Origin of the sequence: Paraburkholderia sp. J7 (assembly GCF_905220155.1) — a bacterium.
GTDB lineage: Bacteria > Pseudomonadota > Gammaproteobacteria > Burkholderiales > Burkholderiaceae > Paraburkholderia.
Genome location: NZ_CAJMYZ010000008.1, coordinates 149,596 through 173,214 on the forward strand (window position 1 = coordinate 149,596; position 23,619 = coordinate 173,214).

General features: G+C 64.7%; 23 protein-coding genes. 10 read left to right on the plus strand and 13 right to left on the minus strand.

The features are described 5' to 3' along the window. Nucleotides 1-83: 83 nt before the first annotated feature. Entirely contained in the window at nucleotides 84-1,385 is a 1,302-nt protein-coding gene (gltA, locus tag U5A58_RS15340; protein ID WP_321962037.1) for a citrate synthase, read from the minus strand. Between the two features lie 382 nt (nucleotides 1,386-1,767). On the opposite strand from gltA, the gene U5A58_RS15345 reads away from it, so the two are divergent. Further along, entirely contained in the window at nucleotides 1,768-2,169 is a 402-nt protein-coding gene (locus U5A58_RS15345; RefSeq protein ID WP_321914590.1) for a hypothetical protein, read from the plus strand. A gap of 115 nt (nucleotides 2,170-2,284) precedes the next feature. Here the strand turns inward: U5A58_RS15345 and U5A58_RS15350 are convergent, their stop codons facing one another. The 3 genes from U5A58_RS15350 to U5A58_RS15360 all read right to left on the minus strand — a co-directional run bounded on the left by U5A58_RS15350 (nucleotide 2,285) and on the right by U5A58_RS15360 (nucleotide 5,354). Then, on the minus strand, nucleotides 2,285-3,070 hold the full coding sequence (locus U5A58_RS15350) for an alpha/beta hydrolase (RefSeq protein ID WP_321962152.1): 786 nt from the start codon (nucleotides 3,068-3,070) through the stop codon (nucleotides 2,285-2,287). A gap of 229 nt (nucleotides 3,071-3,299) precedes the next feature. After that, nucleotides 3,300-4,355: a rod shape-determining protein gene (locus tag U5A58_RS15355; protein ID WP_321914589.1), complete on the minus strand. Its 1,056-nt coding sequence runs from the start codon at nucleotides 4,353-4,355 to the stop codon at nucleotides 3,300-3,302. Nucleotides 4,356-4,703: 348 nt separating this feature from the next. After that, nucleotides 4,704-5,354 (minus strand): alpha/beta hydrolase, encoded by a 651-nt coding sequence (locus U5A58_RS15360; RefSeq protein WP_321962038.1) that lies wholly within the window; start codon nucleotides 5,352-5,354, stop codon nucleotides 4,704-4,706. A gap of 267 nt (nucleotides 5,355-5,621) precedes the next feature. On the opposite strand from U5A58_RS15360, the gene U5A58_RS15365 reads away from it, so the two are divergent. Further along, the gene (locus U5A58_RS15365) at nucleotides 5,622-7,193 is read left to right on the plus strand and encodes a DHA2 family efflux MFS transporter permease subunit (RefSeq protein WP_321962039.1); all 1,572 of its coding nucleotides are present in this window, start codon (nucleotides 5,622-5,624) and stop codon (nucleotides 7,191-7,193) included. A gap of 10 nt (nucleotides 7,194-7,203) precedes the next feature. Here U5A58_RS15365 and U5A58_RS15370 read toward each other — a convergent pair whose 3' ends face one another. Continuing rightward, entirely contained in the window at nucleotides 7,204-8,448 is a 1,245-nt protein-coding gene (locus U5A58_RS15370) for an FAD-binding oxidoreductase (RefSeq protein ID WP_321962040.1), read from the minus strand. A gap of 31 nt (nucleotides 8,449-8,479) precedes the next feature. Further along, nucleotides 8,480-9,277: an ABC transporter substrate-binding protein gene (locus tag U5A58_RS15375; RefSeq protein ID WP_321914585.1), complete on the minus strand. Its 798-nt coding sequence runs from the start codon at nucleotides 9,275-9,277 to the stop codon at nucleotides 8,480-8,482. A 166-nt stretch (nucleotides 9,278-9,443) separates the two neighbouring features. Between U5A58_RS15375 and U5A58_RS15380 the strand changes: the two genes are divergently transcribed. From U5A58_RS15380 to U5A58_RS15395, 4 genes are all read left to right on the plus strand, one after another. Further along, nucleotides 9,444-10,415, plus strand: coding sequence for an ornithine cyclodeaminase family protein (locus tag U5A58_RS15380; protein ID WP_321962153.1), 972 nt, complete (start codon nucleotides 9,444-9,446; stop codon nucleotides 10,413-10,415). Nucleotides 10,416-10,479: 64 nt separating this feature from the next. Beyond that, entirely contained in the window at nucleotides 10,480-11,157 is a 678-nt protein-coding gene (locus tag U5A58_RS15385; protein WP_321962041.1) for a transcriptional regulator, read from the plus strand. An 87-nt stretch (nucleotides 11,158-11,244) separates the two neighbouring features. Then, nucleotides 11,245-12,171 carry a glutaminase gene (locus U5A58_RS15390; RefSeq protein ID WP_321962042.1) on the plus strand — a complete coding sequence of 309 codons (927 nt, stop codon included), beginning with the start codon at nucleotides 11,245-11,247 and terminating at the stop codon, nucleotides 12,169-12,171. 16 nt (nucleotides 12,172-12,187) lie between these two features. Then, nucleotides 12,188-12,691, plus strand: a complete 504-nt coding sequence (locus U5A58_RS15395; protein ID WP_321962043.1) for an N-acetyltransferase — start codon at nucleotides 12,188-12,190, stop codon at nucleotides 12,689-12,691. Nucleotides 12,692-12,699: 8 nt separating this feature from the next. On the opposite strand, the gene yfcF is transcribed toward U5A58_RS15395, so the two are convergent. The 5 genes from yfcF to U5A58_RS15420 form a co-directional block, all read right to left on the minus strand. After that, nucleotides 12,700-13,332: a glutathione transferase gene (gene yfcF / locus U5A58_RS15400; protein ID WP_321962044.1), complete on the minus strand. Its 633-nt coding sequence runs from the start codon at nucleotides 13,330-13,332 to the stop codon at nucleotides 12,700-12,702. Nucleotides 13,333-13,408: 76 nt separating this feature from the next. Beyond that, on the minus strand, nucleotides 13,409-14,017 hold the full coding sequence (locus U5A58_RS15405; RefSeq protein WP_321962045.1) for a hypothetical protein: 609 nt from the start codon (nucleotides 14,015-14,017) through the stop codon (nucleotides 13,409-13,411). Nucleotides 14,018-14,243: 226 nt separating this feature from the next. Then, nucleotides 14,244-15,239, minus strand: a complete 996-nt coding sequence (locus U5A58_RS15410) for an AraC family transcriptional regulator (protein ID WP_321962046.1) — start codon at nucleotides 15,237-15,239, stop codon at nucleotides 14,244-14,246. Nucleotides 15,240-15,266: 27 nt separating this feature from the next. Continuing rightward, a complete protein-coding gene (locus U5A58_RS15415; RefSeq protein WP_321914577.1) occupies nucleotides 15,267-16,052 on the minus strand; it encodes an SDR family oxidoreductase in 786 nt (261 codons plus the stop codon). Nucleotides 16,053-16,184: 132 nt separating this feature from the next. Further along, nucleotides 16,185-17,651 carry a PLP-dependent aminotransferase family protein gene (locus U5A58_RS15420; protein WP_321962047.1) on the minus strand — a complete coding sequence of 489 codons (1,467 nt, stop codon included), beginning with the start codon at nucleotides 17,649-17,651 and terminating at the stop codon, nucleotides 16,185-16,187. A 150-nt stretch (nucleotides 17,652-17,801) separates the two neighbouring features. Here U5A58_RS15420 and U5A58_RS15425 point away from each other — a divergent pair, with 150 nt between their 5' ends. The 4 genes from U5A58_RS15425 to U5A58_RS15440 all read left to right on the plus strand — a co-directional run bounded on the left by U5A58_RS15425 (nucleotide 17,802) and on the right by U5A58_RS15440 (nucleotide 21,768). Beyond that, nucleotides 17,802-19,208, plus strand: coding sequence for an APC family permease (locus U5A58_RS15425; protein ID WP_321962048.1), 1,407 nt, complete (start codon nucleotides 17,802-17,804; stop codon nucleotides 19,206-19,208). A gap of 2 nt (nucleotides 19,209-19,210) precedes the next feature. Then, complete coding sequence (locus U5A58_RS15430) at nucleotides 19,211-20,245, plus strand: flavin reductase family protein (protein WP_321962049.1); 1,035 nt, start codon at nucleotides 19,211-19,213, stop codon at nucleotides 20,243-20,245. Beyond that, nucleotides 20,242-20,931 carry a M24 family metallopeptidase gene (locus U5A58_RS15435; RefSeq protein ID WP_321962050.1) on the plus strand — a complete coding sequence of 230 codons (690 nt, stop codon included), beginning with the start codon at nucleotides 20,242-20,244 and terminating at the stop codon, nucleotides 20,929-20,931. Before U5A58_RS15430 ends, U5A58_RS15435 begins: the two co-directional genes overlap by 4 nt. Nucleotides 20,932-21,024: 93 nt before the next feature. Then, complete coding sequence (locus tag U5A58_RS15440; protein WP_321962051.1) at nucleotides 21,025-21,768, plus strand: glutamine amidotransferase; 744 nt, start codon at nucleotides 21,025-21,027, stop codon at nucleotides 21,766-21,768. 13 nt (nucleotides 21,769-21,781) lie between these two features. On the opposite strand, the gene U5A58_RS15445 is transcribed toward U5A58_RS15440, so the two are convergent. Next, nucleotides 21,782-22,588 (minus strand): tetratricopeptide repeat protein, encoded by an 807-nt coding sequence (locus U5A58_RS15445; protein WP_415774233.1) that lies wholly within the window; start codon nucleotides 22,586-22,588, stop codon nucleotides 21,782-21,784. A 29-nt stretch (nucleotides 22,589-22,617) separates the two neighbouring features. Continuing rightward, entirely contained in the window at nucleotides 22,618-23,544 is a 927-nt protein-coding gene (locus U5A58_RS15450; protein WP_321962053.1) for a Ku protein, read from the minus strand. Nucleotides 23,545-23,619 lie beyond the last annotated feature (75 nt).

A 23,619-nucleotide genomic window follows, 5' to 3' on the forward strand; every position in this document is an offset into this window, starting at 1 on the left:
ATTGCGGGCGCCGGCACGACGTAACGTGCGGGCGCCCGTGGAGGCACAGCGTGGCGCACGCCGCAAGCGGCGCGCTCAAAGCATCAGCGTTGCGAGATCGGCTTGGCCTCACGCACCGTTTCGCCGACGAACAGCTGACGCGGACGGCCAATCTTCTGCTCGGGGTCGGCAATCATCTCGTTCCACTGCGCAATCCAGCCCACCGTGCGCGCCATCGCGAAGATACACGTGAACATCGAGGTCGGGATGCCCAGTGCGCGCTGCACGATGCCCGAGTAGAAGTCGACGTTCGGGTACAGCTTGCGCGACACGAAGTATTCGTCTTCGAGCGCGATCTTTTCGAGCTGCATGGCGAGCTTGAAGAGCGGGTCATCATGCAGGCCGAGTTCGTTCAGCACTTCGTAGCACGTCTCGCGCATGAGCTTCGCACGCGGGTCGTAGTTCTTGTACACGCGGTGGCCGAAGCCCATCAGCTTCACGCCCGAGTTCTTGTCCTTCACCTGCTCGATGAACTTCGGAATGTTATCGACCGAACCGATTTCTTCGAGCATGTTCAGCGCGGCTTCGTTCGCGCCACCGTGCGCCGGGCCCCACAGGCAAGCGATACCCGCCGCGATACATGCGAACGGGTTCGCGCCCGACGAACCCGCGAGACGCACCGTGGAGGTCGAAGCGTTCTGCTCGTGGTCGGCGTGCAGGATGAGGATGCGGTCGAGCGCGCGCACGAGCACGTCGTTGACCTTGTACTCTTCGCTCGGCGCGGAGAACATCATGCGCATGAAGTTCGCGCTGTACGACAGATCGTTCTGCGGATACACGAACGGCTGGCCGATGGTGTACTTGTACGCCATGGCCACGAGCGTCGGCAGCTTGGCGATCATGCGGATCGCAGACACCTCGCGATGCGTCGGGTCGTTGATGTCGAGCGAGTCGTGATAGAACGCGGACAGTGCGCCGACCGCCGCCACCAGAATCGCCATCGGATGTGCGTCACGGCGGAACCCCCGGAAAAAGAAGTGCATTTGCTCATGAACCATCGTGTGGTTCGTGACCATCGAGACGAATTCGTCTTTCTGCTGCTGCGTGGGCAGCTCGCCCTTGAGCAGGAGGTAGCAGCTTTCGAGGAAGTCGGCGTTTTGCGCGAGGTTGTCGATTGGGTAGCCGCGGTAGAGCAATTCGCCCTTGTCGCCGTCGATATAGGTGATCGCCGAGTTGCACGCCGCCGTGGACATGAAGCCCGGGTCGTACGTGAACATGCCGGTCTGGCCATACAGCTTGCGGATGTCGATCACGTCCGGGCCGATGGTGCCCTTGTAGACCGGCAGCTGAACGCCTTCAGCCTGGCCGGGGATCGTGAGCGTGGCGTGTGTCTTCGAGTCGATCATTGTGTGTCCTTGAATTGCTGTCACTTCGCAAAAACTTCGCAAAACTTCGCGCAACAGGACGCAGCCGCCGGGTACCCATTCGTCCGGGCCGGCAGTGCTGCGACCGCATGCCGCATTCTACGGCGCGGCGCAGCATCGATTGATAGCGCAGCCAGCAACAATCCCTCCTCAAGACCGCAACACTGCCAAGCTTGCGGCTTCCTTAACGCCGATTCCTGCAACAATATTTTTCTCTTGCAGCGCAACATGTCGCACCCTATCTTTGCGATACTGCTTGACATGCAAGGGTTTTCCATTACTTGCATTTTGTAATCTAGCCCGGTACCACTCGCGGGCTTTTCACCGCCACACGCGCTTAAAGCAAAACGTAAGGAAGCAACAGATGAACATCTCGGTCGATACCCTGTTCGCAGAAGACGAACAAGCAGAGGGCGCCGTCGTCACGGCACTCAATCATCAGGACATCGTGGTCGCACTGTCGGCGGCGCTCGCCAACGAACGCGTTGCCGTGCTGCACATGCTGTATCCGCGCACCGACGCGCGCACGCACCGCAGCCTCGATCATCTCGTGAACGCACTCAACGGCCACGGCCTGCACCAGGTCGCCCGCCTCGTTTCGCAGGAAGCGCACTATCTGGTGTTCAAGGATCCCGCGAAGGCATGGAAGGCCTTCCACGAAATCCGCAACGATTCGCTCGCGATCGGCGTGCACCTCTACTATGCGGGCCTCGTGGGCGAGGCTGCCGAGCACAAGCTGGACGCACACGCGCACGGCCGCGACTAAGCACAGGTCGTTCGGACTGCGACATTTCCCGCAGTTAAAAAATGGCGGCCCCTTTGCGGGGCCGCCATTTTTGCATCAGCGCGCGTCTGGGCGGCTCAGTGTGCCTTAGTGTGCCTCAGCGTCCGTGCCCGCTCACGAATCGATCGATCATTTCGTTGAACGCCGCGGGCCGCGCCAGATTCATTCCATGCGATGCGCCCGCCACCGTCGCGCGGCGCGCATCGGGCAACCAGGCTTCGAGCGCGGCCACGGCCCGGTGAAACACTTCGGGACTCAACTCGCCATCGATCAGCAGCACGGGGCATTGCACTTCGGCGGCGTGCTCGCGCGTGTACGCGGGCAGCGGATCCTGAAACTGCGGCGCAAGCGTGTGGGCGTTGTCGGTGGCCATGCGGCGAAACGCGTGCGTACTCTTCGCCCAGAAGCCGGGCCGGCTCACCGAATCGACGAACAGCTCCAGCCCCGCGTCCACCTGGCCCGATTCGATCAGCGCCACCGCGCGGGCGCGCAGCGCATTGACGGTCTCAGGCAGCGTGGCGAGCGTCTGGCCCGGCTGCTGCACCGGGCCGCCCGGGTCGGCGAGCGTGAGCGTGCGCACGTGCTGCGGATGACGCCGCGCGAACTGGAACGACACAAGGCCGCCGCGCGAATGGCCGATCACGTGTGCCGGGCCAGCACCCATGGCCTCGACGAACGCGGCAAGGTCATCCGCGTGCTGCCGCCAGCTGAAGGGCTGAGCGCGTGCGGCGTCCCCGGCGGGCCAGTAATGCGTGAGACTCACCGAAACACAGCGATAGTGCGGCGCGAGGCCGGCCAGCTGCGGCTGCCAGTAACGGTAGTCGCACAGCGAGCCGTGCACGAAGAGAAGGAGTTCGCCCTCGCCCCGTTCGATATAGGGCATAGGCAGGCCGCCAGGCAGTTCGACGAACGTACCGGGGGCCGGAAAAACGGCTGGATTCACGGCTGGACGATGTGGAGACAACGGGACAGCGGCGCACTGCGAAGGCTTGCGGGCAGCCCTTCGCGGCGCACGCCGGCAAAGTGGCGTATTGTCCCACGCCCGCGCCGCTTGCACCTGGCGCGGCGGCGCGCTCCCGCAGCGCCGCTTCGTCGCCAGTCGGCTGGCGCCGTTATTCGACGAATTCGAAGACGTGCTCGTTCATGAGCGAGGCCGCCGCGCCCGCGCCGCGCACCGCGCAGGTAAGCGGCTCGTCGGCCACGCGCACGGTCACGCCGAGCTCGGCGGCGAGACACTGATCGAGCCGCTGGAGCAGCGAGCCGCCGCCCGTGAGCACGATGCCGCTATCGGCGATATCGGTGACGAGTTCGGCGGGCGCCGTCTCGAGCACCTGCCGCACCGCGTTGATCACGAGACGCAACGGCGCGGCCAGCGCGTCCGCCACGTCGTGGCTCGTGATCTCGACCGTGCGCGGCAGGCCGTCTTCCATGCTGCGCCCGGTCGCGCGCATGCGTTCGACGGGTTCGCCGTAGAGCGCGCAGCCAATCGACTTTTTCAGGTGTTCGGCGGTCTGGTCGCCCAGCACGACGCCATAGAGCGTGCGCACATGGTCGACGATCGCGCGGTCGAACTGGTCGCCGCCCACGCGCACCGACCCGCTGCACGCCACGCCGCCCAGCGCGACGATGCCCACTTCCGTGGTGCCGCCGCCGATATCCACGACCATCGAGCCCGTTGCCGCATGCACCGGCAGCCCCGCACCCAGCGCCGAAGCGAGCGACTCGCCAATCAGGTTCACGCTCGCGGCGCCCGCCGCGAAGGCCGCCTCGCGAATGGCGCGGCGCTCGACGCGCGTCGCCCCCGCCGGCACGCACACCGTGAATGCGGCACGGCGTCCGAGCAGACGGCGCGGCTGCGCCATCGCCACGAAGCGGCGCATCATGTGTTCGGCAGCGGAAAAATTGGCGATCACGCCGTGCGAAAGCGGCCGCACCGTTTCCAGATTGGCCGGCGCGCGGCCGAGCAGATCCTTCGCCTCGCGGCCCACCGCGGCCACCGTCGTCTCGCTCGCGCCCGCGCGCCGCTCGAAGCAGACCACGGAGGGCTGGTTCAGCACGATGCCTTTGTCGGCGGTATAGATCAGCGTGTTGGCCGTACCGAGATCGAGCGCCACGTCCTGGCGGAACAGCCTTTTGGAAAAGAGAGAATGCGGCTTGGCTCGGGCCATATTGGTCTGATGTTCGGTTTCTTTGGCGACCCGGCAGACGATGCGCCGACGGATGGCATTCCCGATGGCAGCCTCATCCAGGCAGCGCGAACTAGCCGCGCGCCGGGCGGAACGGGCCTACGCGGCCGATAAGGTCGCGGCGACTCCCCGTATTAACGGCCGCGACCGGCGCGAACTTTAGCCGGTCCAGAAATAACTGCATAGGTTATCCGGAAAATATGGCCGAAATACGACACTGCGGGCTTATACGGCTGCCCTTTTATACCGATTTCCCTGCATTAAGGCATATTTTCGCGGCTTAACGGGGTCCGACCTCGTACCCCGTCAGCCATCCGGTAGACGGGGCAATCAGACATGTGCGAGCGCGCGCACCAGCGCGTCGCGCCCGAGCATGACGCCCTGCGGCGTGATCGTGTGGCCCACGCCCGGCAGCGCGAAAGCGGTGACGGCAAAGCCCGCGTCGCTGAACGCGACGGCGGCGCGCTCCAGTTCGCTCGCCGGAATCACCTCGTCGTCCTCGCCGTGCACGAGCGTGAGCATCGTGCGGCTTTTCGCGACCACGGGCGTGACGAGCCGGCCCGCATAGGCGACCACGGCCGCCGCGCCGGCCGCCTGCGTGGCCACGTGGTAGAGCGACATGATCGAGCCTTGCGAGAAGCCCACCAGCGCGAGCGCGTCGTGGCCGAGCCCCCAGTGGGCGAGTTCGGCCTCGAGCCGGCGCTCGAACACCTGCGAAGCGGCCACGACGCGCGCCTCGCGATTGCTCTCGCTGATGTCGCGCAGGCTGAACCACTGGCGTCCGCCAAAGCCGCCGTCGAACGGTTCGCTGCCGTCGAGCGACACGAATGCGACGCCCGGCAGCGCATCGCGCCACACGTCGGCGAGCGGCGTGAGGTCCTGTGCGTTGCTCCCTACGCCGTGGAGCAGCACGACGAGCGCGCGCGCGGCGCCATCGGCCGGCGCGAGACGCCAGCCCCCTTCAAATGCTTCCCAGCTCATGGTCGGACCTCCCCAGTGCTTACGAACGTATTGTGTGTCCAGTGCACGCTTTTTGCGCGGCGCGCAGCAGGCGCAAGGATACGCTCGCCGCGCGCCGCGTGTATGAAAGACTCCATTTCCTGGCGTTACATAAAGCCGAGCCATCGCGCGCGAAAGCCGTTCGCAAGCACGATCACCCTGCGCCGCATGGGGATGCTCCGCGGCCGGCGATGACCCAGGACGATTGCAGGTATCCTGTGCCGCAAACCGAACACGCGGAGAACACGCTTGAACCAACCCGCCGCTGCATCGCCGCCGCCCGCGCCACCGCCGCCGCTCCAGGGAGGCAAGCTGCTCCTCGGCACCATCGCGGTGTCGCTTGCGACCTTCATGAACGTGCTCGACACGTCGATCGCCAACGTCGCCATCCCGACCATCTCCGGCGACATGGGCGTTTCCGTGGACGAAGGCACGTGGGTCATCACCGTGTTCGCGGCGGCCAACGCCGTTTCCATTCCGCTCACCGGCTGGCTCACGCAGCGCTTTGGCCAGGTGCGCCTGTTCATCACCTCGATCCTCTCGTTCGTGCTGGCGTCGTGGCTGTGCGGCATCGCGCCGACCCTGCCCTTCCTCCTCGTCGCGCGCGTGCTGCAAGGCGCCGTGGCCGGCCCGCTCATTCCGCTCTCGCAGGCCATCCTGCTCGGCTCCTGGCCGAAGGACAAATCGGCGAGCGCGCTCGCGTTCTGGGCCATGACGACGACCGTCGGCCCGATCGCGGGTCCGGCGCTAGGCGGCTGGATCACCGATAGCTACAACTGGGCGTGGATCTTCTATATCAACATTCCGGTGGGCATTTTCGCGGCCTTCGTGACGTGGTCGATCTACCGCAACCGCGAATCGGCCACGCGCAAGCCGCCCATCGACGTGGTGGGCCTCGGCCTCTTGATTGCGTGGGTCGCCTCGCTCCAGATCATGCTGGACAAAGGCAAGGACCTCGACTGGTTCAACTCGCCCGTGATCGTCACGCTCGGCCTTGTCGCGCTCATCAGCTTCGCGTTCTTTCTGATCTGGGAGCTGACCGAGGACCACCCGATCGTCGATTTGCGTTTGTTCGGACAACGGAATTTTCTGGGCGGCACGATCGCAATTTCTGTGGCCTATGGCGTGTTCTTCGGCAATCTCGTGTTATTGCCGCAATGGATGCAGGAGTACCTGAATTACCGCTCGGTGGATGCGGGCCTCGTCACCGCGCCGCTGGGCATCTTCGCGCTGCTGCTCTCGCCCGTGGTGGGGCGGCTCCTGCCGCGCTCCGACGCGCGCATCATCGCGACGATCGCGTTCGTGCTGTTCGCCGGGGTGTTCTACATGCGCTCGCGGTACGTGCTCGAAATCGACACCTTCCATCTCGTGCTGCCCACGCTGCTGCAAGGCATCCCCATGGCGCTCTTCTTCGTGCCGCTCACGGCCATCATTCTCTCGGGACAGCCGCCGAGCCGCGTGCCGGCGGCGGCGGGCCTCTCGAACTTCGTGCGTGTGTTCTGCGGCGCGGTGGGCACGTCGATCGCGACGAATGCCTGGAACAACCGCACGATCCTGCATCACGCGCGGCTCACCGAGCAGGCTTCGGTCAGCAATCCGATTTTCGTCCAGGCAATCGAACAGACCCAGAAGGTGCTGAATCTGAGCGAGCCGTCCGCCCGCGCGCTGTTCGACTTCCAGCTCACTTCGCAAGCCGCCATGATGGGGCTCAACGACATTTTCTATATCTCGGCGGTCATCTTTCTCGTGATCATTCCGCTTATCTGGATCACGAAGTCGACGAGGGGCGGCGGAGGCGGCGGCGCGGCGGGGGCACACTGACCCGCCGGGTTTAGCCGAAGCGCGCGGGCAAATACGGCGCGGGATCGATAAACGGCGTTTCGCCGACGATTTGCTCGGCAAGGAGGCGCGCCGTGACCGGCCCGAGCGTGAGGCCATGGTGGTTGTGGCCAAACGCGAACCACAACCCGTTATGACGCGGCGCGGGCCCAAGCACCGGACGCATGTCGGGCGTGCAGGGGCGCAAACCCATCCACGGTGTTTCGTCGAGCCGGGCGCCCAGGCCGAACACGGGGCGCGCCTCGCGCTCCGCCGCGTCGAGCTGCGCGTAGTTCGGCGGACGCTCGCGCGTGGCAAGCTCCACGCCCGTCGTGAGCCGCAGGCCGCGGCGCATCGGCGCGACCACGTAGCCGCCTTCGATATCCACCACCGGACGCACGAGCGGCGCGCGCGCCTCGCTCGCGTAGTGCATGTGATAACCGCGCTTGACCATGAGCGGCACGCGGTAACCGAGCGGCTGCGTCACGAGGTCCGACCACGGACCGAGCGCGACGACGGCAAGCTCGGCGCTCACCGGACCGTCGGCGGTCTGCACGCGCCAGCCCTTGCCGTCGGCTGCGAGCGTGCGCGCATCGCCGCGCGCGAACGTGCCGCCGTCGCGCAGAAACAGTTGTGCGTAACCCTTCGTCAACGCGCCCGGGTCCGCCACGCTCGCGGGATCGATCCAGTGGATCGCGCCCGCATAGCCGTCAGCAAGCGAAGACTCCAGCGCGCGCAAGCCGAGCGCGTCGAACATCTGCACATGCAGGCCGTGTGCGTCGGCCACGCCTTGCGCCGTACGCATTTCACGCTCGAAGCCAGCGGGCGAGCGCCACGCTTCGAGCCAGCCGACGGGCCGCACGATGTCGCGCAGGCCCGCACGGGCGACGAGCGCGTCGTGCTCGGCCACGCTGCGCTCGATGAGCGGCAGCATGTCCCGCGCGGCCTGCGCGAGTCGCGCTGGCGACGACTCGCGCCAGAACGATGCGAGCCAGCGCGCGTAGGCGGGCAGCGAGCGCACGTCATAGCGCAGCACCGTCGAATCGTTGCGCACGAGGCGCAGCAGCGTGCGCCAGTCGCGCGGGAACCCGTAGGGCACCACCGACGACGACTCGATCAACCCCGCGTTGCCGTGGCTCGTTTCCTCGCCGGGCTCGCGGCGGTCGACGAGCGTGACCTGCACGCCGCGCGCCTGCAAATGCAGCGCGACGCTCACGCCCGCGATGCCCGCGCCGAGAACGATCGCGCTCCTGGTCATGAATCTGCCCTGAACACCGAAGTCATGACGATCACTTCGCGACGATATCGCGGCCGAAGTACTTCATCGACAGCTTCGTGAGCGTGCCGTCCTGGCGCAGCGAGTCGATGGCCGCGACCACCTTGGCCTTGAGCGCCGCGTCGTCCTTGCGCATGCCGAAGCCGGTGCCTTCGCCGAGCGTGGACGGGTCCTTGAGCGGCGCACCCGCAAAGTCGAAGCCCTTGCCTTGGGGCTTCGAGAGGAAGCCGTCGGTGGCGGTCTGCACTTCCTGGACCGCAGCGTCCAGACGGCCGGCCGCGAGGTCCGCGAAAATCTGGTCCTGGTTCTCATACGTGACCACGTTCACGCCTTGCGTGCCCCAGTGCTTGCGCACGTAGTCTTCCTGCGTCGAGCCCTGCAGCACGCCCACCGACTTGCCCTTCAGGCTCGCGGGCGTGGGCTCGAGACCCGAGCCGCGTTTCGCGACCATCTGGATCGGCATGACGTAAATGGCGGGCGTGAACGCAATCTGCTGACGACGCTTGTCGGTGATATTCATCGCCGAATTGATGACGTCGAACTTGCGCGCCTCGAGCGCGGCGATCAGGCCGTCGAAGCTGTTCTCCACCCACACGCACTTCACCTGCAGCTTCTGGCACACGGCATTGCCGATATCGATGTCGAAGCCTTGCAGATCGCCCGAGGGCGTCTTGCTCTCGAACGGCGGATAGGACGCCTCCACGCCGAAGCGCAGCGTTTTCGGGTCCTGCGCGTGCGCCGCGCCCGCCGTCAAACCCGCAAAGCACGCAAGGCTGGCCGCAGCCGCGAAGCGAATCGTCTTCCTGTTCATCGTCGTCACCCAAATCGTAATAAGTGTCTGTTCAAGCGCGGTGCGCTTTCGTGCGGCGCCCTTTCACGCGGGCCGCGGCCGCAGGAGGAATATAGACGAAAAATAAAAAGAAAGTCTAGAATGGACAAAAATGTCTACACCGTGATTCCGGAGCCCCAGCATGACCATGACGTCCCAACCTACCGCCGCGCCGCTCGTCGTCGATGCCGCCCAGGTGCGCGCCGCCCTGCCCAGCCTCGACGTGCGCGGCGAACTCGGCCGCCTGTTCGCCTCGCTGGGCCGCGGCGACGCCGTGCAGCCGCCGCAAACCCTGACGCTGTTTCCGAAGCAGGCTGGCGACTTCATCACCTATCTCGGCGTGCTCGCGCAAGCCGGCGTGTTCGGCGCCAAGCTCTCGCCGTACATCGCGGGCGCCGAAGGCCAGCCGCCTGTCATCACCGCCTGGACCGCGCTGATGTCGATGACGACGGGCCAGCCGCTCATGTGGTGCGACTCGGCGCTGCTCACCACGGAACGCACCGCGGGCACCACGGCGCTCGCCGTCGACCAGCTCGCGCCGCGCGAGGCGAAGCGCCTCGCCGTGATCGGCTCGGGCGCCGTCGCGCTCGCGCACATTCGCCATGTTGCGCCGCTGCGCGCGTGGGAGAGCATTCGCGTGTATTCGCCAAAGCTCGCGGGCGACGCTGCGCGCCAGGCCGAACTGCGTGCGCTCGACCCACGCGCAAGCGTGGCGCAGACGACCGAAGCATGCGTGCACGACGCCGACGTGGTGATGCTGTGCACCTCGTCGGGCAAGCCGGTTCTCGCGCTGGACGCCCTCACGAAGCCCGCGCTCATTACGTCGATCAGCACGAACGTCGCGCAGGCCCACGAGATCGATCCGGCAGCGCTCCCCTCGCTCGACGTCTACTGCGACTATCGCCACACCACGCCGCAAAGCGCGGGCGAAATGGTGCTGGCCGCGCGCGAGCACGGCTGGTCGCCGGAATCGATCGTGGGCGATCTCGCGGAACTCGCCAACGACGCGTGCCCGCGGCCGGCCTACGCGCGCCATGCGTTTTTCCGCTCGATCGGCCTCGGTCTCGAAGACATGGCCGTCGCGCACGCGCTGTACGAGCATCTGCGCAACGTCCGTTGATACGCGGCGTCGAGCGATGGCAGTATCATCGACGTCCTTCCTGCCGCAACCCGGTCCCCGCCCGATGCCGAAACGAGAAAGCGACACCATCCGTGTGAAAAAAACCGCCAGCCCGCAAACGTCGCGCGACCTGCTGCTCGCGCGCTACGCGCACGTGGCGGACAGCATCACGACGCTGTTCTTCCCGTTCGCGGAAGTCGTGATTCACGACCTCGCGGACCAGACCGTGGCCTACCTGTCGAACAATCTTTCGAAGCGCGAGATCGGCGACGACTCGGCACTCGAAGACGTTGAGGAAACCACGCGCGACAAGCTGATCGGCCCCTACGAGAAGGTGAACTGGGACGGCCGGCGCATGCGCTGCGTGAGCACGGCGCTGTTCGACGACGAAGGGCGCGCGGCAGGCGTCATGTGCATCAACTTCAACATCGCCGCGTTTCAGGACGTGCAGGCCACACTCGACCTGTTCCTGCGCGGCGCGGGTGTGATCGCGCAGCCCGACGAACTCTTCAAGGACGACTGGCAGGAGCGCATCAACACGTTTTTGCACGGCTGGCTGCGCGAGCGGCAGATCGCGCTCAATTCGCTCACGCGCGAGCACCGGCGTGAACTCGTTGAGGCGCTGTATGCCGAAGGCGCGTTCAAGGGCAAGAGTTCGGCCAACTATGTGGCGAAGGTGCTGGGCATGGGGCGGGCGACGGTCTACAAGCATCTGCGCGAAATGAAAGCAGACGGCGAGTAGCGCACAACGATGCCGTGGCGGTCAACGCGAGCCGCTACAATCGCGGGACCGCGGCGGGCGCTCCGCCGCGACTGCCCTGCGCCGCCCATGAATCACACGTTCGACTACACGCCCATCCTCGACGCCATCCATCGCGACCTGCAGCCGTATATCGGCACGGGGCGCGTTGCCGACTACATTCCCGAACTCGCCACAGTGCGCGCCGATCACTTCGGCATGGCCATCGTGACCGTGGACGGCCAGGTGTACCGCACCGGCGACGCCGACGTGCGCTTTTCCATCCAGAGCATTTCGAAGCTGTTCGCATGCACGCTCGCCTTCCAGCTGCTTGGCGACGCACTGTGGCAGCGCGTGGGCCGCGAGCCCTCGGGCACGGCGTTCAATTCGCTCGTGCAGCTCGAATTCGAGGCCGGCAAGCCGCGCAATCCGTTCATCAACGCGGGCGCGCTCGTCGTGACCGACGTGCTGTGCCGCCGCTTCGTGCAGGCGGAAACCGCGCTCGTCGATTTCATGCGGCGGCTCTCGGGCGAACCTGGCATCGGCTACGACCTGCGCGTCGCGCAGTCGGAACTCGCGCACGCCGAGCGCAATCGCGCGATGGCGCATTTCATTGCGAGCTTCGGCAACCTGGAAATGCCCGCCGACGCCGTGATCGACGCCTATTGCCGCCAATGCGCGATCTCGATGAGCTGCGTCGAACTGGCGCGCGCGGCGCTGTTCCTCGCGAACGGGGGCGTCTCGCCCGCAAGCGGCGAACCTGTGCTCGACGCGAGTTCGGCCAAGCGGCTTTCGGCGCTGATGCTGACCTGCGGCACCTACGACGCGGCGGGCGACTTCGTCTACCGCGTGGGCTTGCCTGCGAAGAGCGGCGTGGGCGGCGGGATTATCGCGGTGCTGCCCGGCGAATTCGCGGTGTGCGTGTGGTCGCCGGGGCTCGACGCGACGGGCAATTCGCTGGTGGGTTCGCTGGCGCTCGAGTGGTTGACGACGCGCACCGGGCGCTCGATTTTCTGATGCTTCGGTGAACGCCATGCCACTCCATATCCGCGAAGAAACCCCTGCCGATCATGCCGTCATTCATGCGCTGACCGAGGCCGCTTTCCGGCATGCGCCGCATACGAGCCACACGGAGCAGCGGATCGTCGATGCGTTGCGAGAAGCGGGAGCGCTGGCGATTTCACTGGTTGCCGAAGACGGCGGTGAGATCGTCGGGCACGTGGCGGTTTCGCCCGTCGCGCTTTCGGATGGATCGACCGGCTGGTTCGGGCTCGGGCCGATTTCGGTCGCACCTGCGCGTCAAAAGCAGGGCATTGGCGCGATGCTGATGAAACTCGCCCTGGATGCGCTGCGGGCACGAGGCGCGGCGGGCTGCGTCGTGCTTGGGGACCCGGCGTACTACGCACGCTTCGGGTTCGTGCCTGAAGCCACGCTCGTGCTGCCGGGCGTCCCCGCTGAATACTTTCAGGCGATCGCGTTGTGCGGCGAAGTGCCCGCCGCGAACGTGCACTATCACACGGCGTTCGAGACGGGCTGACGCGCGCCTTAAAGCGGCGGCCTCTCGAGCCTGAGCCAGCGCTGAACCGAAGGCCGCTGCCACTGATTCAAGGCGTACTGCGCCAGCCGCTGCGGCACCGGATCGCCATTCAGAACCAGACGGTTCAGCATCAACGCCAGGTCCACGTCGGCAATCGACCATTCACCGAAGAGATGCTTGTCGCCTTGCGCGAGCAGCGCTTCCGCCATCGCAAAGAGCTTGTCTGCGGCGAGTTGCGCCGCGCCGGAAAGTGGCGTCGCAGTCGGGCCGTAGAACACGACCTCGGTCGAGCGCTCCTGGCGAATTGGCATGAGATCGCTGCGCAGCCACGCCTGAACCTGTCGCGCGCGGGCGCGCTGTTGTCGATCCACCGGATAGAGCGCAACGCCGGGAAACGCTTCGTCCAGATACTCCGTAATCGCCGAGGACTCCGAGAGCGCGAAGCCGTCGTGGATCAGGGTCGGCACGCGCCGCGTGAGCGACTTCGCTGCGAAATCGGGCTGCTGGTTCTCGCTTTTGCCGAGATCGACCGTGGAAAGCTCGAACGCAAGCGCCTTCTCGTGCAGTGCGACGAACACGGACATCGCATACGGACTGGCGTATTGAGCGTCGGCGTAGAGGTGGAGAGTTGGATGGGTCACTGTGGGCTCCGTGGTTAGCGCCGAAGATAGTAGCAAGCGCGCCCGCCGTCCTGCTAATCTCCCTCGCCCGTGCTGCTCACGCCGTGCTCGAAACCAGCCCCGTAGTCTTGCCGCTGGCGACCATCAACTGCGCCAGCGAACTCTGCACGCTCTCCAGTTGCGACGCGATCTGGCTGACCTGGCTCGCATCCGATTGCGACGCCGAACTCAGCGCGCTTTGCGCACTCTGGATCTGCGCCTTGAGCTGGCTGATCTCGCCCGAGTTCGAACCTTGCGCCGCCGCGCCCGACGTTTGCGACGACACCTGCGCGAGCTGCGCCTGAAGCGACGCGATCAGCGTATTCAGTGCATCGAGTTCGCTCGATGAAGAACTGCTGGAGGACGAAGCGCCGCCTCCCCCACCGCCCCCGCCTGCTCGCGTGCCGGCCGACGTGCTTTGCGTGGAAGTCGCATTGCCGCTGCCGGACGCGCTCGAAGCGCTCGCCGAGGAGCCAGCCGAGCCCGTCGAGCCCGTCGAGCCCGTCGCGCTGTCGGCGTTCGAGTTCGACGATGCCGTGCCCGAGGACGCGCCGTCGCCTGCGCCGCTCGTCGACGTCTGCGCGCCGGTGTTCGCATTCGAAGCGGCGCTGCCGTTCGTGCCGCTGCCGTAAGCGGTCGTCGTCGCACTAATGGGTTGAATCTGCATGTGATCTTGCTCGCCGTGAGTTGAGACGTTACGTGTCGCCGAATAACGCCGTACTCGTGTCTTATCGGCAAGCCTGAAGGGTTCTTGAGGCTGCCCGGCGGTTTTTTGATGCAGCGCCAGATCGCCGCCCTCTCCAGTCCGGCCACATGGAGAGCAACAACGGTGCTGCGGACGCCCGGCAATCAACCTGCCGACGAGTCGTGAAAAGGCTGGCGCCGACTGTAGATCAATGAATCCGCAATCGAAAAGACCCCGGCGACATCCCTTTCCAGCCTTGATACGCGCGGATGAACGAGTTGGGTTCCTGAAACCCCAGCAGAAAAGAGATCTCGGCCAACGACAGCGCCGACTGCTTCAGGTAATGGTCGGCCAGTTCGGCCCGGGTCGACGTCAGGATGCGTTGAAAATTTTCGGCTTCGGCACTCAGCTTACGCTGCAGCGTGCGCTTGCTCATGGCCAGCCTGTCGGCGACCGCTTCGACGCTCGTCTCGCCGCTCGGCAGCGCCTCGACGAGCACCGCCCGAACCCGCTCGGTCGTGCTGGCGCGAGCGTCCATGTCGGCCAGCTTCTGGTTCAGCTTGCTTTCGAAGAAGTCCCACATGGCGGCATTCGAGGTCAGGAACGGCCTCGCTGCATCGGCGGCTGAGAAACGAACCTCGGTTCGATCACCCTGACGCAGTGGGCACCCGAAGTACGCTTCATAAGCCGCGAGGTTTCGCGGCAGTTCGGGTAGCCATGCCCCCTGCGGCACGATGTGCTCGCGCGTACCGACCCGGATCAGTTGGCAGAAGAACACCAGTTCGGCCAGGCAGAGCGAACGCGGGAGCGGGCCCTGTGCGCCATAAACGCTCAAGCTCAGGCGCGTCGATTCCAGGCCCTGATCCACGTCCAGCAGCATCGGACCAATCAACGGCTTGTAGTGGCGCAGCCGCGCGGCAGCGATGTTGAAGTTCGGGCTGCACAGGCTCGCGAAGATAGGGGCATCGAAGGCCTCGGCCTTGAAGTGCCCGGCAAAGAGCAGCGGCACTTCCCGCTCGCCCGCGGCCAGTTCCATGCCGTGCCACAGCCGGAAGTAGTCAGGCGCCGACAGCGCGATGTCGCCACGCTGGAACAGATCGGCGGGCAGCCCCGCGTGGGCCAGCACCACGGCAGGATCGATCTGCATGTCGCTCAGCATCGCCCTCCAGTTGCTGGCGATCACGAATCGGTTGGCTGGTTTCATCGTGTACTGCCCTATGCAACCGGGTGATCAGGCCTTTTCCATGGCCTGGCGCGACATCTTCAGCATGGTCTTGCGCGGCAGCAGCGGCACGACCCAGTTCAGCAGGAATTTGAGCTTGCCCTCATTGAACGCGACGAGTTCGCCGCGCTGCATGGCAGCGTAGCCGCATTGCGCCACCGACTGCGCCGACTTCGCCTGCTTCCAGATATCGACACCTTCCAGGTTGCCTGCCGCGACGAACCCGGTCGCCACCGCCCCGGGGCACAGCGCGGTCGCCGTAATGCCAGAGACCGCCACCTCTTCGGCAATCGCCTGCGTGAATGAAGTCACATAGGCTTTGGTCGCGTAATACACCGCCTGCAGCGGGCCGGGCATGAACGACGCAGTCGACGACACATTCAGGATGCGACCGCGATTGCGTTGCACCATGCCCTTGAGATACAGGTGCGTGAGTTCGGTCAGCGCGACCATATTGACCTGCATCATCGCCTGAGCGGCTATCAGGTTTTGCTCGTGAAAGAGCCCATGCCCGCCAAAGCCGGCGTTGTTGATCAGCACGTCGATCGTGATGCCAAGTGCCTGCGTCTGCTCGAAGATACGTTGCGCGGCGCCCGGCTTCGACAGATCCTCGGCGATCACGGTCGCGGCGATACCGTGCTGCACCTCCAGTTCGCGCTTGAACGCGTCGAGCTTGTCGCGCGAGCGCGCTACCAGCACGAGGTCGCCTTGGTTCTTTGCGTGAATCCGGGCCAGTTCCTGGCCGATGCCGCTGGATGCGCCGGTGATCAGCGCGGTGTTGGATTGCCGGGTCATGAATGCCTCAGTCGGTGGTGCTTCGATTGACGTCATCATAGGACTGCGGATCGCGCCAGGCACTGGCGAGCCGTGCCAATCTGCTATCAAATCGCGTCATCAAGGCGATTCGTTTCGGCGCGGACGAAAGCGCTAAGCCGTCAGAAACGCCCGCTGCAACCGTTGCACGCCATCCGTCAGCTCCTCCGCATTTAAACTGCCAAAACCAAGCCGCAGAGCAGGCAACGAGCGATGCTTCGCGGAAAACTGACCGGCGGCCAAAAACCGGACGCCCTCGCGAGCCGCAGCGTCCTGAAGCGCGGCCATGTCGATGTCCTGCTTGCAAACCGTCCAGAGGGCGAGGCCTCCAATGGGAAGCTCGAAGGAGAGCCATTCGTCGAGATGCGTCGCGAGCAGGCGCGCGAGAAGGTCGCGTCGCTCGGCGTAAATCTTCATCACCTTTTTCGTATGGCTGTGAATGACGCCGCTCGCCAGCAGATCCGAGACCGCCGCCTCCGTCGCAGGGTCGCCTTGCCGGTCGATGATGGTGACTTCCCCCGCCGCGCGGTCGATGAACGGCTGCGGCGCGATCAGGTAGCCAATGCGCAGCGACGGCGTAAGCAGCTTCGACATCGACCCGACGTAGACGACCTTGCCTCTGCGGTCGAAGCTCGCGAGCGGCAGCATCGGCCGATGCGTAAAGTGGAATTCGTGGCTGTAGTCGTCTTCGATGATCGCGAAGTCGAACTGTTCGGCGAGCGCCAGCATCCGCATGCGCCGGGCAGCGGGCAGCAGGACCGTGGTGGGAAACTGGTGATGCGGCGTCACGTAGACAGCGCGCACGCGCTTGCGGTAGCAGAGCTTTTCCAGCTCATCGACCTTCAGGCCGTCTTCGTCCAACCCCACCGTGACGATCTCGGCGCCCGCGGCGCGGAACGCTTCGCGCGCCGGCGGATAGGTCAGCTCCTCGACCACGACGCAATCCCCCGGACGAATCAGCACGCGCGCGGCGACATAGATGCCCATCTGACTGCCGCGCACGATACAGATGTTGTCTTCGTTCGCCGTGATCCCCCGCTCGCTGCTCAGCATGCCGAGAATTTCGCGCCGCAGGCGCAGCGTGCCGCGAGGGTCGCCATAGCCAAGCCGGTTGCGCTGTGACGCCGCGAGCAGCGCCTTGCGCCAGGCCGCCGCCAGTTCGGCCACCGGCACGAGGCGGGTGTCCGGCGCGCCGTCGTCGAACGTGAGATAGCCGTCCTCGCCGTAGAGGCATTGAACGTCCGGGCCGCTGCCCGCCAGCCTCACACCCAGATCGCGTGCGATGCCCGAGTCGGCCGGCTTCACGGCCTCGATGCCTTTTTCCGGCAGCGCCGAGGACACGAACGTGCCGCGCGTCTTTTCCGAGGTCAGCCAGCCTTGCGCGGTGAGTTCTTCATACGCGAGCACCACGGTCTTGCGGTTCACATCCAGCGCCTTTGCCAGTTCCCGGGAGCCCGGCAACGGCGCGCCGGGCGTGAGGCGCCCACGCCGTATCTCCTGAATGATGGCCTGCACGATCTGGCGCGCCACCGGCCCGCCCTCGCGCTGGATCACGATTTTCAGATCCCACGTTCTCAGCATCGTCCGCTCCAACTGGACCCATGGAAATAAAAAAACTGGAGGTTTTATCTGGCCCAGTAGCGACCATACCATCCCCTCATCGAAATGCCTATTTGCCAATTGCGACGTTTTCTACCCACAACACAGGCTGTGCATCGAAAGGGGCTGAACATGAGTCACACGCAACTACGCTCGAACTGCCTAAGCTTTGTCGAGCTTCTGGCTCAAGGCATCGCCTTGATCTCTCCCACGATGACGGCGGCGCTGATCATCCCCGTCATGTATGGCAACACCGGCGAGTGGAGCTGGCTTTCCTACGTGCTCGGCACCGTCATGCTGCTGTTCGTCGCGCTGAACCTGAACCAGTTCGCCAAGCGCTCGACCTCGTCCGGCTCCATGTACAGCTATATCTGCCGAGGCCTCGGACTCACCTCAGGCGGCATTGGCGGGTGGTCGCTGATCTGGGCCTATCTCGGCATCTCGATGGCCGGCATCACCGGCTTTTCGATCTTCGCGGGCAAGCTGCTCGACATGGTCGGTCTCAGCGTGCCCTCGGTCGTGCTGTTCGCGATTTGCGGCGGCGTGGCGTTCTACCTCGCTTACAGGAACGTGCAGCTTTCGGCCATGCTGATGCTGGTGCTCGAGGGCGTTTCGATGCTGCTCATTCTGGTGCTGTCGGTCATCGTGCTCGCCGAACACCATTTCGTCGTCGACACCGCGCAGTTCACGGTCTCGAAGCTTCCCTGGTCCAATGTCGGGCTGGGCGTCGTCGTCGCGATCTTCAGTCTGGTCGGCTTCGAGTGCGCCACGGCGTTCGGCGACGAAGCGCAGAATCCGCTGCGCAACATTCCGCGTGCGGTTATCTGGAGCCTGATCATCTCGGGCGCGTTCTTCGTCTTCGTGACCTACGCGATGATCATCGGCACGCGCGGCTATCACGAGCCGCTGGACCAGATCGATGCACCGTTGAACGTGATGGCCCAGATGGCTCACGTCGGGCTACTGCAAATTCCGCTGTCGGTCGGCGCGATGGTGAGCTTCTTCGCCTTGTGCCTGTCGTGCATCAACGCGGGCTCGCGGGTCATCTTTGCGATGGGCCGCCACGGCATCTTCCACGGCGCGATTGCCGGGACTCACCACAAGAATGCGACGCCGCACGTTGCCGTCGCGATCATGGCGGTCATCGCGTTCGCTGTCCCGACCGTGCTCGTGCTCTGTCATCAAGCGGCGCTCGATATCTTCAACTGGGCCGGCACCATGGCCGCGTTCGGGTTCCTCGTGCCTTACGTGCTCATCACGCTCAGCGCACCGTTCTATCTCCTGCGCCTGGGTGAGCTACGCGGCCGTGACTGGTTCCTGTGCGCCTGCTCGCTGCTGCTTCTGCTCATTCCCGCGGTCGGGTCGGTCTACCCGATCCCCCCTGCGCCGATCAAGTACTTCCCGTACGCCTACCTCGCCTATCTCGCCGCCGGTGCGCTCTGGGTGGGGTCGTTCCACAAGCGCAAGCCGCACGTGTCGATTTCGATCCGCGAGGATCTGGAGCGCATGCATGCGCAGTTTCAACTCGGCGAGCAATGAACATGCGCGCAACCTTGCATTCGAGCCGATGGCTCTCGGACGACGTTCGGGAACTGGTCCTCAAGCCACAGGGTCGCTTTTGCTTCCGGCCCGGCCAGTACGTGGGCATTGGCCGATCCAGCGGCCCGAGCCGCTGCTACTCCATGGCGTGCGCTCCCTCGGCGGACAACCGGATCGCACTGCACGTGCGCCGCTGGCCCGGTGGCGCGTTCTCGGACCGGGTCGTCAGCCGCACGCGTATTGGAGACGAGTTCGACATCACGGGGCCGCTCGGGGCTTTCGCGTTCCCGGAGGGCGACGGTCCTGTCGTGATGCTGGCCACGGGAACCGGCGTAGCCCCGTTCCTTGCCATGCTCGAAGCGTTCCTGCCGACGAACCCGCGTCGTCGCGTCACGCTCTATTGGGGGGCACGCGCGCAAGGTGACTTCTACGCAACCGACGTGCTCGACGCCTGGCAGGCGACACATGCGGGCTTCCGGTTCGTGCCGGTTTTGTCCGGCAGCCAGGCGGGCTATGTGCAGCACGTGGCGGCAGGCGCCCTGAGCGAGCCCGCGCATACGCATGTGCTCGCCTGCGGCAACCCACGAATGATTGAGGATGCCTACGCAATTTTCGTGGCGGAAGCCACTGTTCCGGTCGCCACGTTTGCCTCGGATGCATTCGAAGCAGCGTCGGACGTGGCGACCATCGCGAACGATCCTAGCGCGCTGGATTCCGTTCGGCTGAGCGTCGACGGCCAGTTCGTTGCTGCCAGGGTCGGCGAGTCGGTCCTGAGCGCGCTCAAGTCTGCCGGGCTGCCCGTCATGTCGGTCTGCGGCGGCAAGGCGTCGTGCGGGACCTGTCTGGTGGAACTCGAACCCGCATGGATCGAGCGCGCCGCCCCGTGCTCCCGAACCGAGCGCAATCTTCTCGCCTGCCTTCCGGAAGCCGGTCCGTCAAGCCGGCTCGGCTGCCAGCTACGCATCACCCCTGAACTCGACGGCCTCGCCATGCGCCTGCCGTCGGTCAACCCCACAAAAAAGGAGTCGTCCGTATGAACGCAGTGCTCGAACAAGTGCAACTCGAACAGGTCGGTGCCGAATTCTCCGAAGCGCCGATGCTCATGGTGCGCGACAAGACGCGCAAGATCATCCACGAGATCGCGGCGCGTTGTCAGCCCGGCATGGTCGAGGAAGATGCGGTGGAAATCGCGAAGGAGATTCTCGCCGCCAACAAGATGCTTCGCGGCTGGCACGATGTCTATGTCCGCTTCGGCTCGAACACGACCAAAACGTTCGGCGCCGATTCCGAGCCGGGCGTCGTGCTCAAGGAAACCGACATCATGTTCGTCGACATCGGCCCCGTATTCGAGAAATGGGAGGGAGACGGCGGCGACACGTTCGTCTTCGGCAACGATGCCGACATGGCGCGCTGCGCCGCAGATGCGCGCAAGCTTTTTCATATCGTGCGCCAAAAGTGGCTCAGCGACGCAAGCACCGGGAAGGTCCTCTATGAGTTCGCCGTCTCGCAAGCGCAGGCGATGGGGTGGGAATTGAATCTCGACCTCTCCGGCCACCGGGTTTCGGACTTTCCCCACGCAGCAACGTACGAAGGCCCGATGGCCGACGTGGATTTTTGCCCGTCGCGACTGCTTTGGGTGCTGGAGATTCACATTCGGCATCCGAAGTTGAACTACGGCGCGTTCTTCGAGGACATGCTGCTCGAAGACTCTTTCTTCGAGTAAGGAACGTCGCCAGTTTGCTCGCCTCATGAGCGCCCGCAGCGGCTGGATGGCTGCGGGCCGTCGCCCCCTGCTTTCATCGATATCTTCGTCCGTATGCCAGTCACTCCAGTCCCGCCGCTTCGCGTAGTCGCAGTGCGACACGTCCACTTCGAAGACCTCGGAACATTCGAGGAGGTGCTTAGGTCTCGGGGCGCTGAGATTCAGTATCTCGATGCGGGTCTTGACGACCTCTCGGCAATCACGCCCGACGGTCCGGATCTGCTCGTCATACTCGGAGGGCCGATCGGCGCTTACGAGGAAGACCGGTATCCGTGGCTCGGCAATCTGAAAGTCGTGCTGGCGGAACGGATTGCCCGAGATCTTCCGACGCTTGGCATCTGCCTCGGCGCGCAGTTGATCGCTGCGTCGGCCGGCGCGAAGGTTTATCCGGGAGGCAAACGCGAACTCGGATGGGGAACCATTTCTATCACGCAGGAAGGGATGGCCTCGCCACTCAGGCATTTGCGTGAAGCGGCATGTCACGTACTCCACTGGCATGGAGACACATTTGACCTGCCAGAAGGCGCGAGGCTGCTCGCATCGAGCCATGTCTATCCTCACCAGGCTTTTTCGATAGGCTCAAACGTGCTTGGCGTGCAGTTTCACCCGGAGGTAAAGGAGCATGGATTCGACCGCTGGCTCATCGGGCACGCAGTCGAGATTGGCATCACGCCGGGACAGAATGTGGCCGATCTCAGACGAGGAACGGCTGGATATGCGACGGCATTAGCTATTCAGGCATCCAGAATGTTCAACGACTGGCTTGATGGACTGAAGTCGCTTCCAACTCCACATTGAATACCGGGGCCTGTCAGCTCGTGAGGCGACGATACGCGCTTAGATGACGAACGAGGCCCTGTGGATCGCCGCGTTTCTCGAGCAGCATCGCCAGATTGTGGTGAGCATCCGCGTACGACGGGTCGAGTTCCAGACAACGTATATAGCTTCGCTCAGCGTCCTCGAAGCGACCCATCTCCTCGAACGCAATCGCGCGATTGAAGTGCAACACGGCATCGTCGGGGAAGTGAGCTAGCGCCTCGTCGAATACGTGCAGCGCATCTTCGCAGCGCGCTTCGCGTTCGCACAGCAGCGCGCCGAGGTCCACGTAGGCAGCATAAAAAGGCTGCGGAGATAACTCGATGGCCTTCTTGTACGCCCTTTCGGCACCGTTCACATCGGATGTCCGCAACTGTTCGCCGAGGTCGTACCACTCGTGGGCCTGGTGCGCGAGATCCTCGTGCGCAGGCGCCGAGTCGAGAAAGACGACATCGCCCTTGATTTGCGCGACTTCGAAATCCAGCAGGAACTGACCTGTCGCAGCGTCCCATTGCGAAGGGCCGGTCCGCACGGCCACATTGTTGCCGACCGCCGATACGCGAATCCCTGTGAGCGGCAACTCGTCGGGCAGTTCGTCTCGCAGCCGCGAGAGCGCCGTGATGATTTTGCGCGTCGGTATGCGGGCGTCGCGCAACTGCAACGCGGTGCGCAGCAGCACGACATCCTGGAACGTAAAGCGGTATGCGTTTCGTGGCCCCCGCGACGGTGTCACGAAGCCCGCAGCAATGAGGCCTGAAACCACGCTGCGCGAGACGCCCAGCATGGCCTGCAACTCACGCATCGAAATCTCGCGCGTGGCGACTTGTGGCGTCACTTGCGTGCCCGGACCTTTGCAGGCGCTTCAGCGGGTGCTTTCGCTGCACGCGCCGGTGGCTTGCGCGTTTTAGGCGCGACAGGCAATTCGGCAACGGGCTCCGCGCTCTTGCTGCGCCTGGGTGCCGGAGCCGCTTTTGCTTTCGCGCCGCCCTTGAGGCTGGCGCGCAAGGCATCCATCAGGTCGATCACCTGGCCGCCGCCGGCCAGTTCTTCGTCAGGCTCGTGAACGACGACCTGCTTGCCTGCAATCTTTTCGTCGATAGCCGCGAGAATGCGCTTCTTCTCTTCATCCTCGTACGCCTTCGGGTCGTAATTGTCTTCGGCGCCCTGCTCGATGATCTGCAGCGCGAGTTTCATCTCGGTATCGGACACTTCGACGCGTTCGACATGCAGGTCCGCCAGCGAGCGCACCTCGTCCGCATAAAGCAGTTGCTGAAAGACGAGTCCATCTTCCTCGGGGCGCACCTGCACGATCCGCGTCCTGCCTTTGGACGCCCATTTCGCCAAAGCGCAGCGTCCGCTTTGTGCGAGCGCCTGCTGCAGCAGGCTGTATGGTTTTCCGCCGCGCTTGTCGGGTGCAATGTAATAGGCCTTGTCGTAGAAGACCGGGTCAATCGCCTCCTCCGGGATGAAGGCCATGATCTCGACAACATGACTCGCAGCGTCCTCCAGCGCCTTTAGCTCATCGCTGGTGAAGACCACGAACCGGTCCTTTTCGAACTCGTAGCCCTTGTTCATGCTCGAGCGCTCGACGACATCGCCCGTCTTCTCGGAGACGTACTGCTGCTTCACGCGCGAGCCGTCGGGCGCGAGCATATGAAAGCGGACATCGGACGAACTCTCGGTCGCGGTGTAGAGCTTCACCGGTATCGAAACGAGCCCGAAGGAGAGCGACAGGGAGGCAATTGAGCGGGCGGGCATGGACTTCTCCTCGCGGCATTGGCACATTCGGCACGGCGCCTGGCGCAAGGCCCGTGCCGCCGCCGGGCAGCGGTC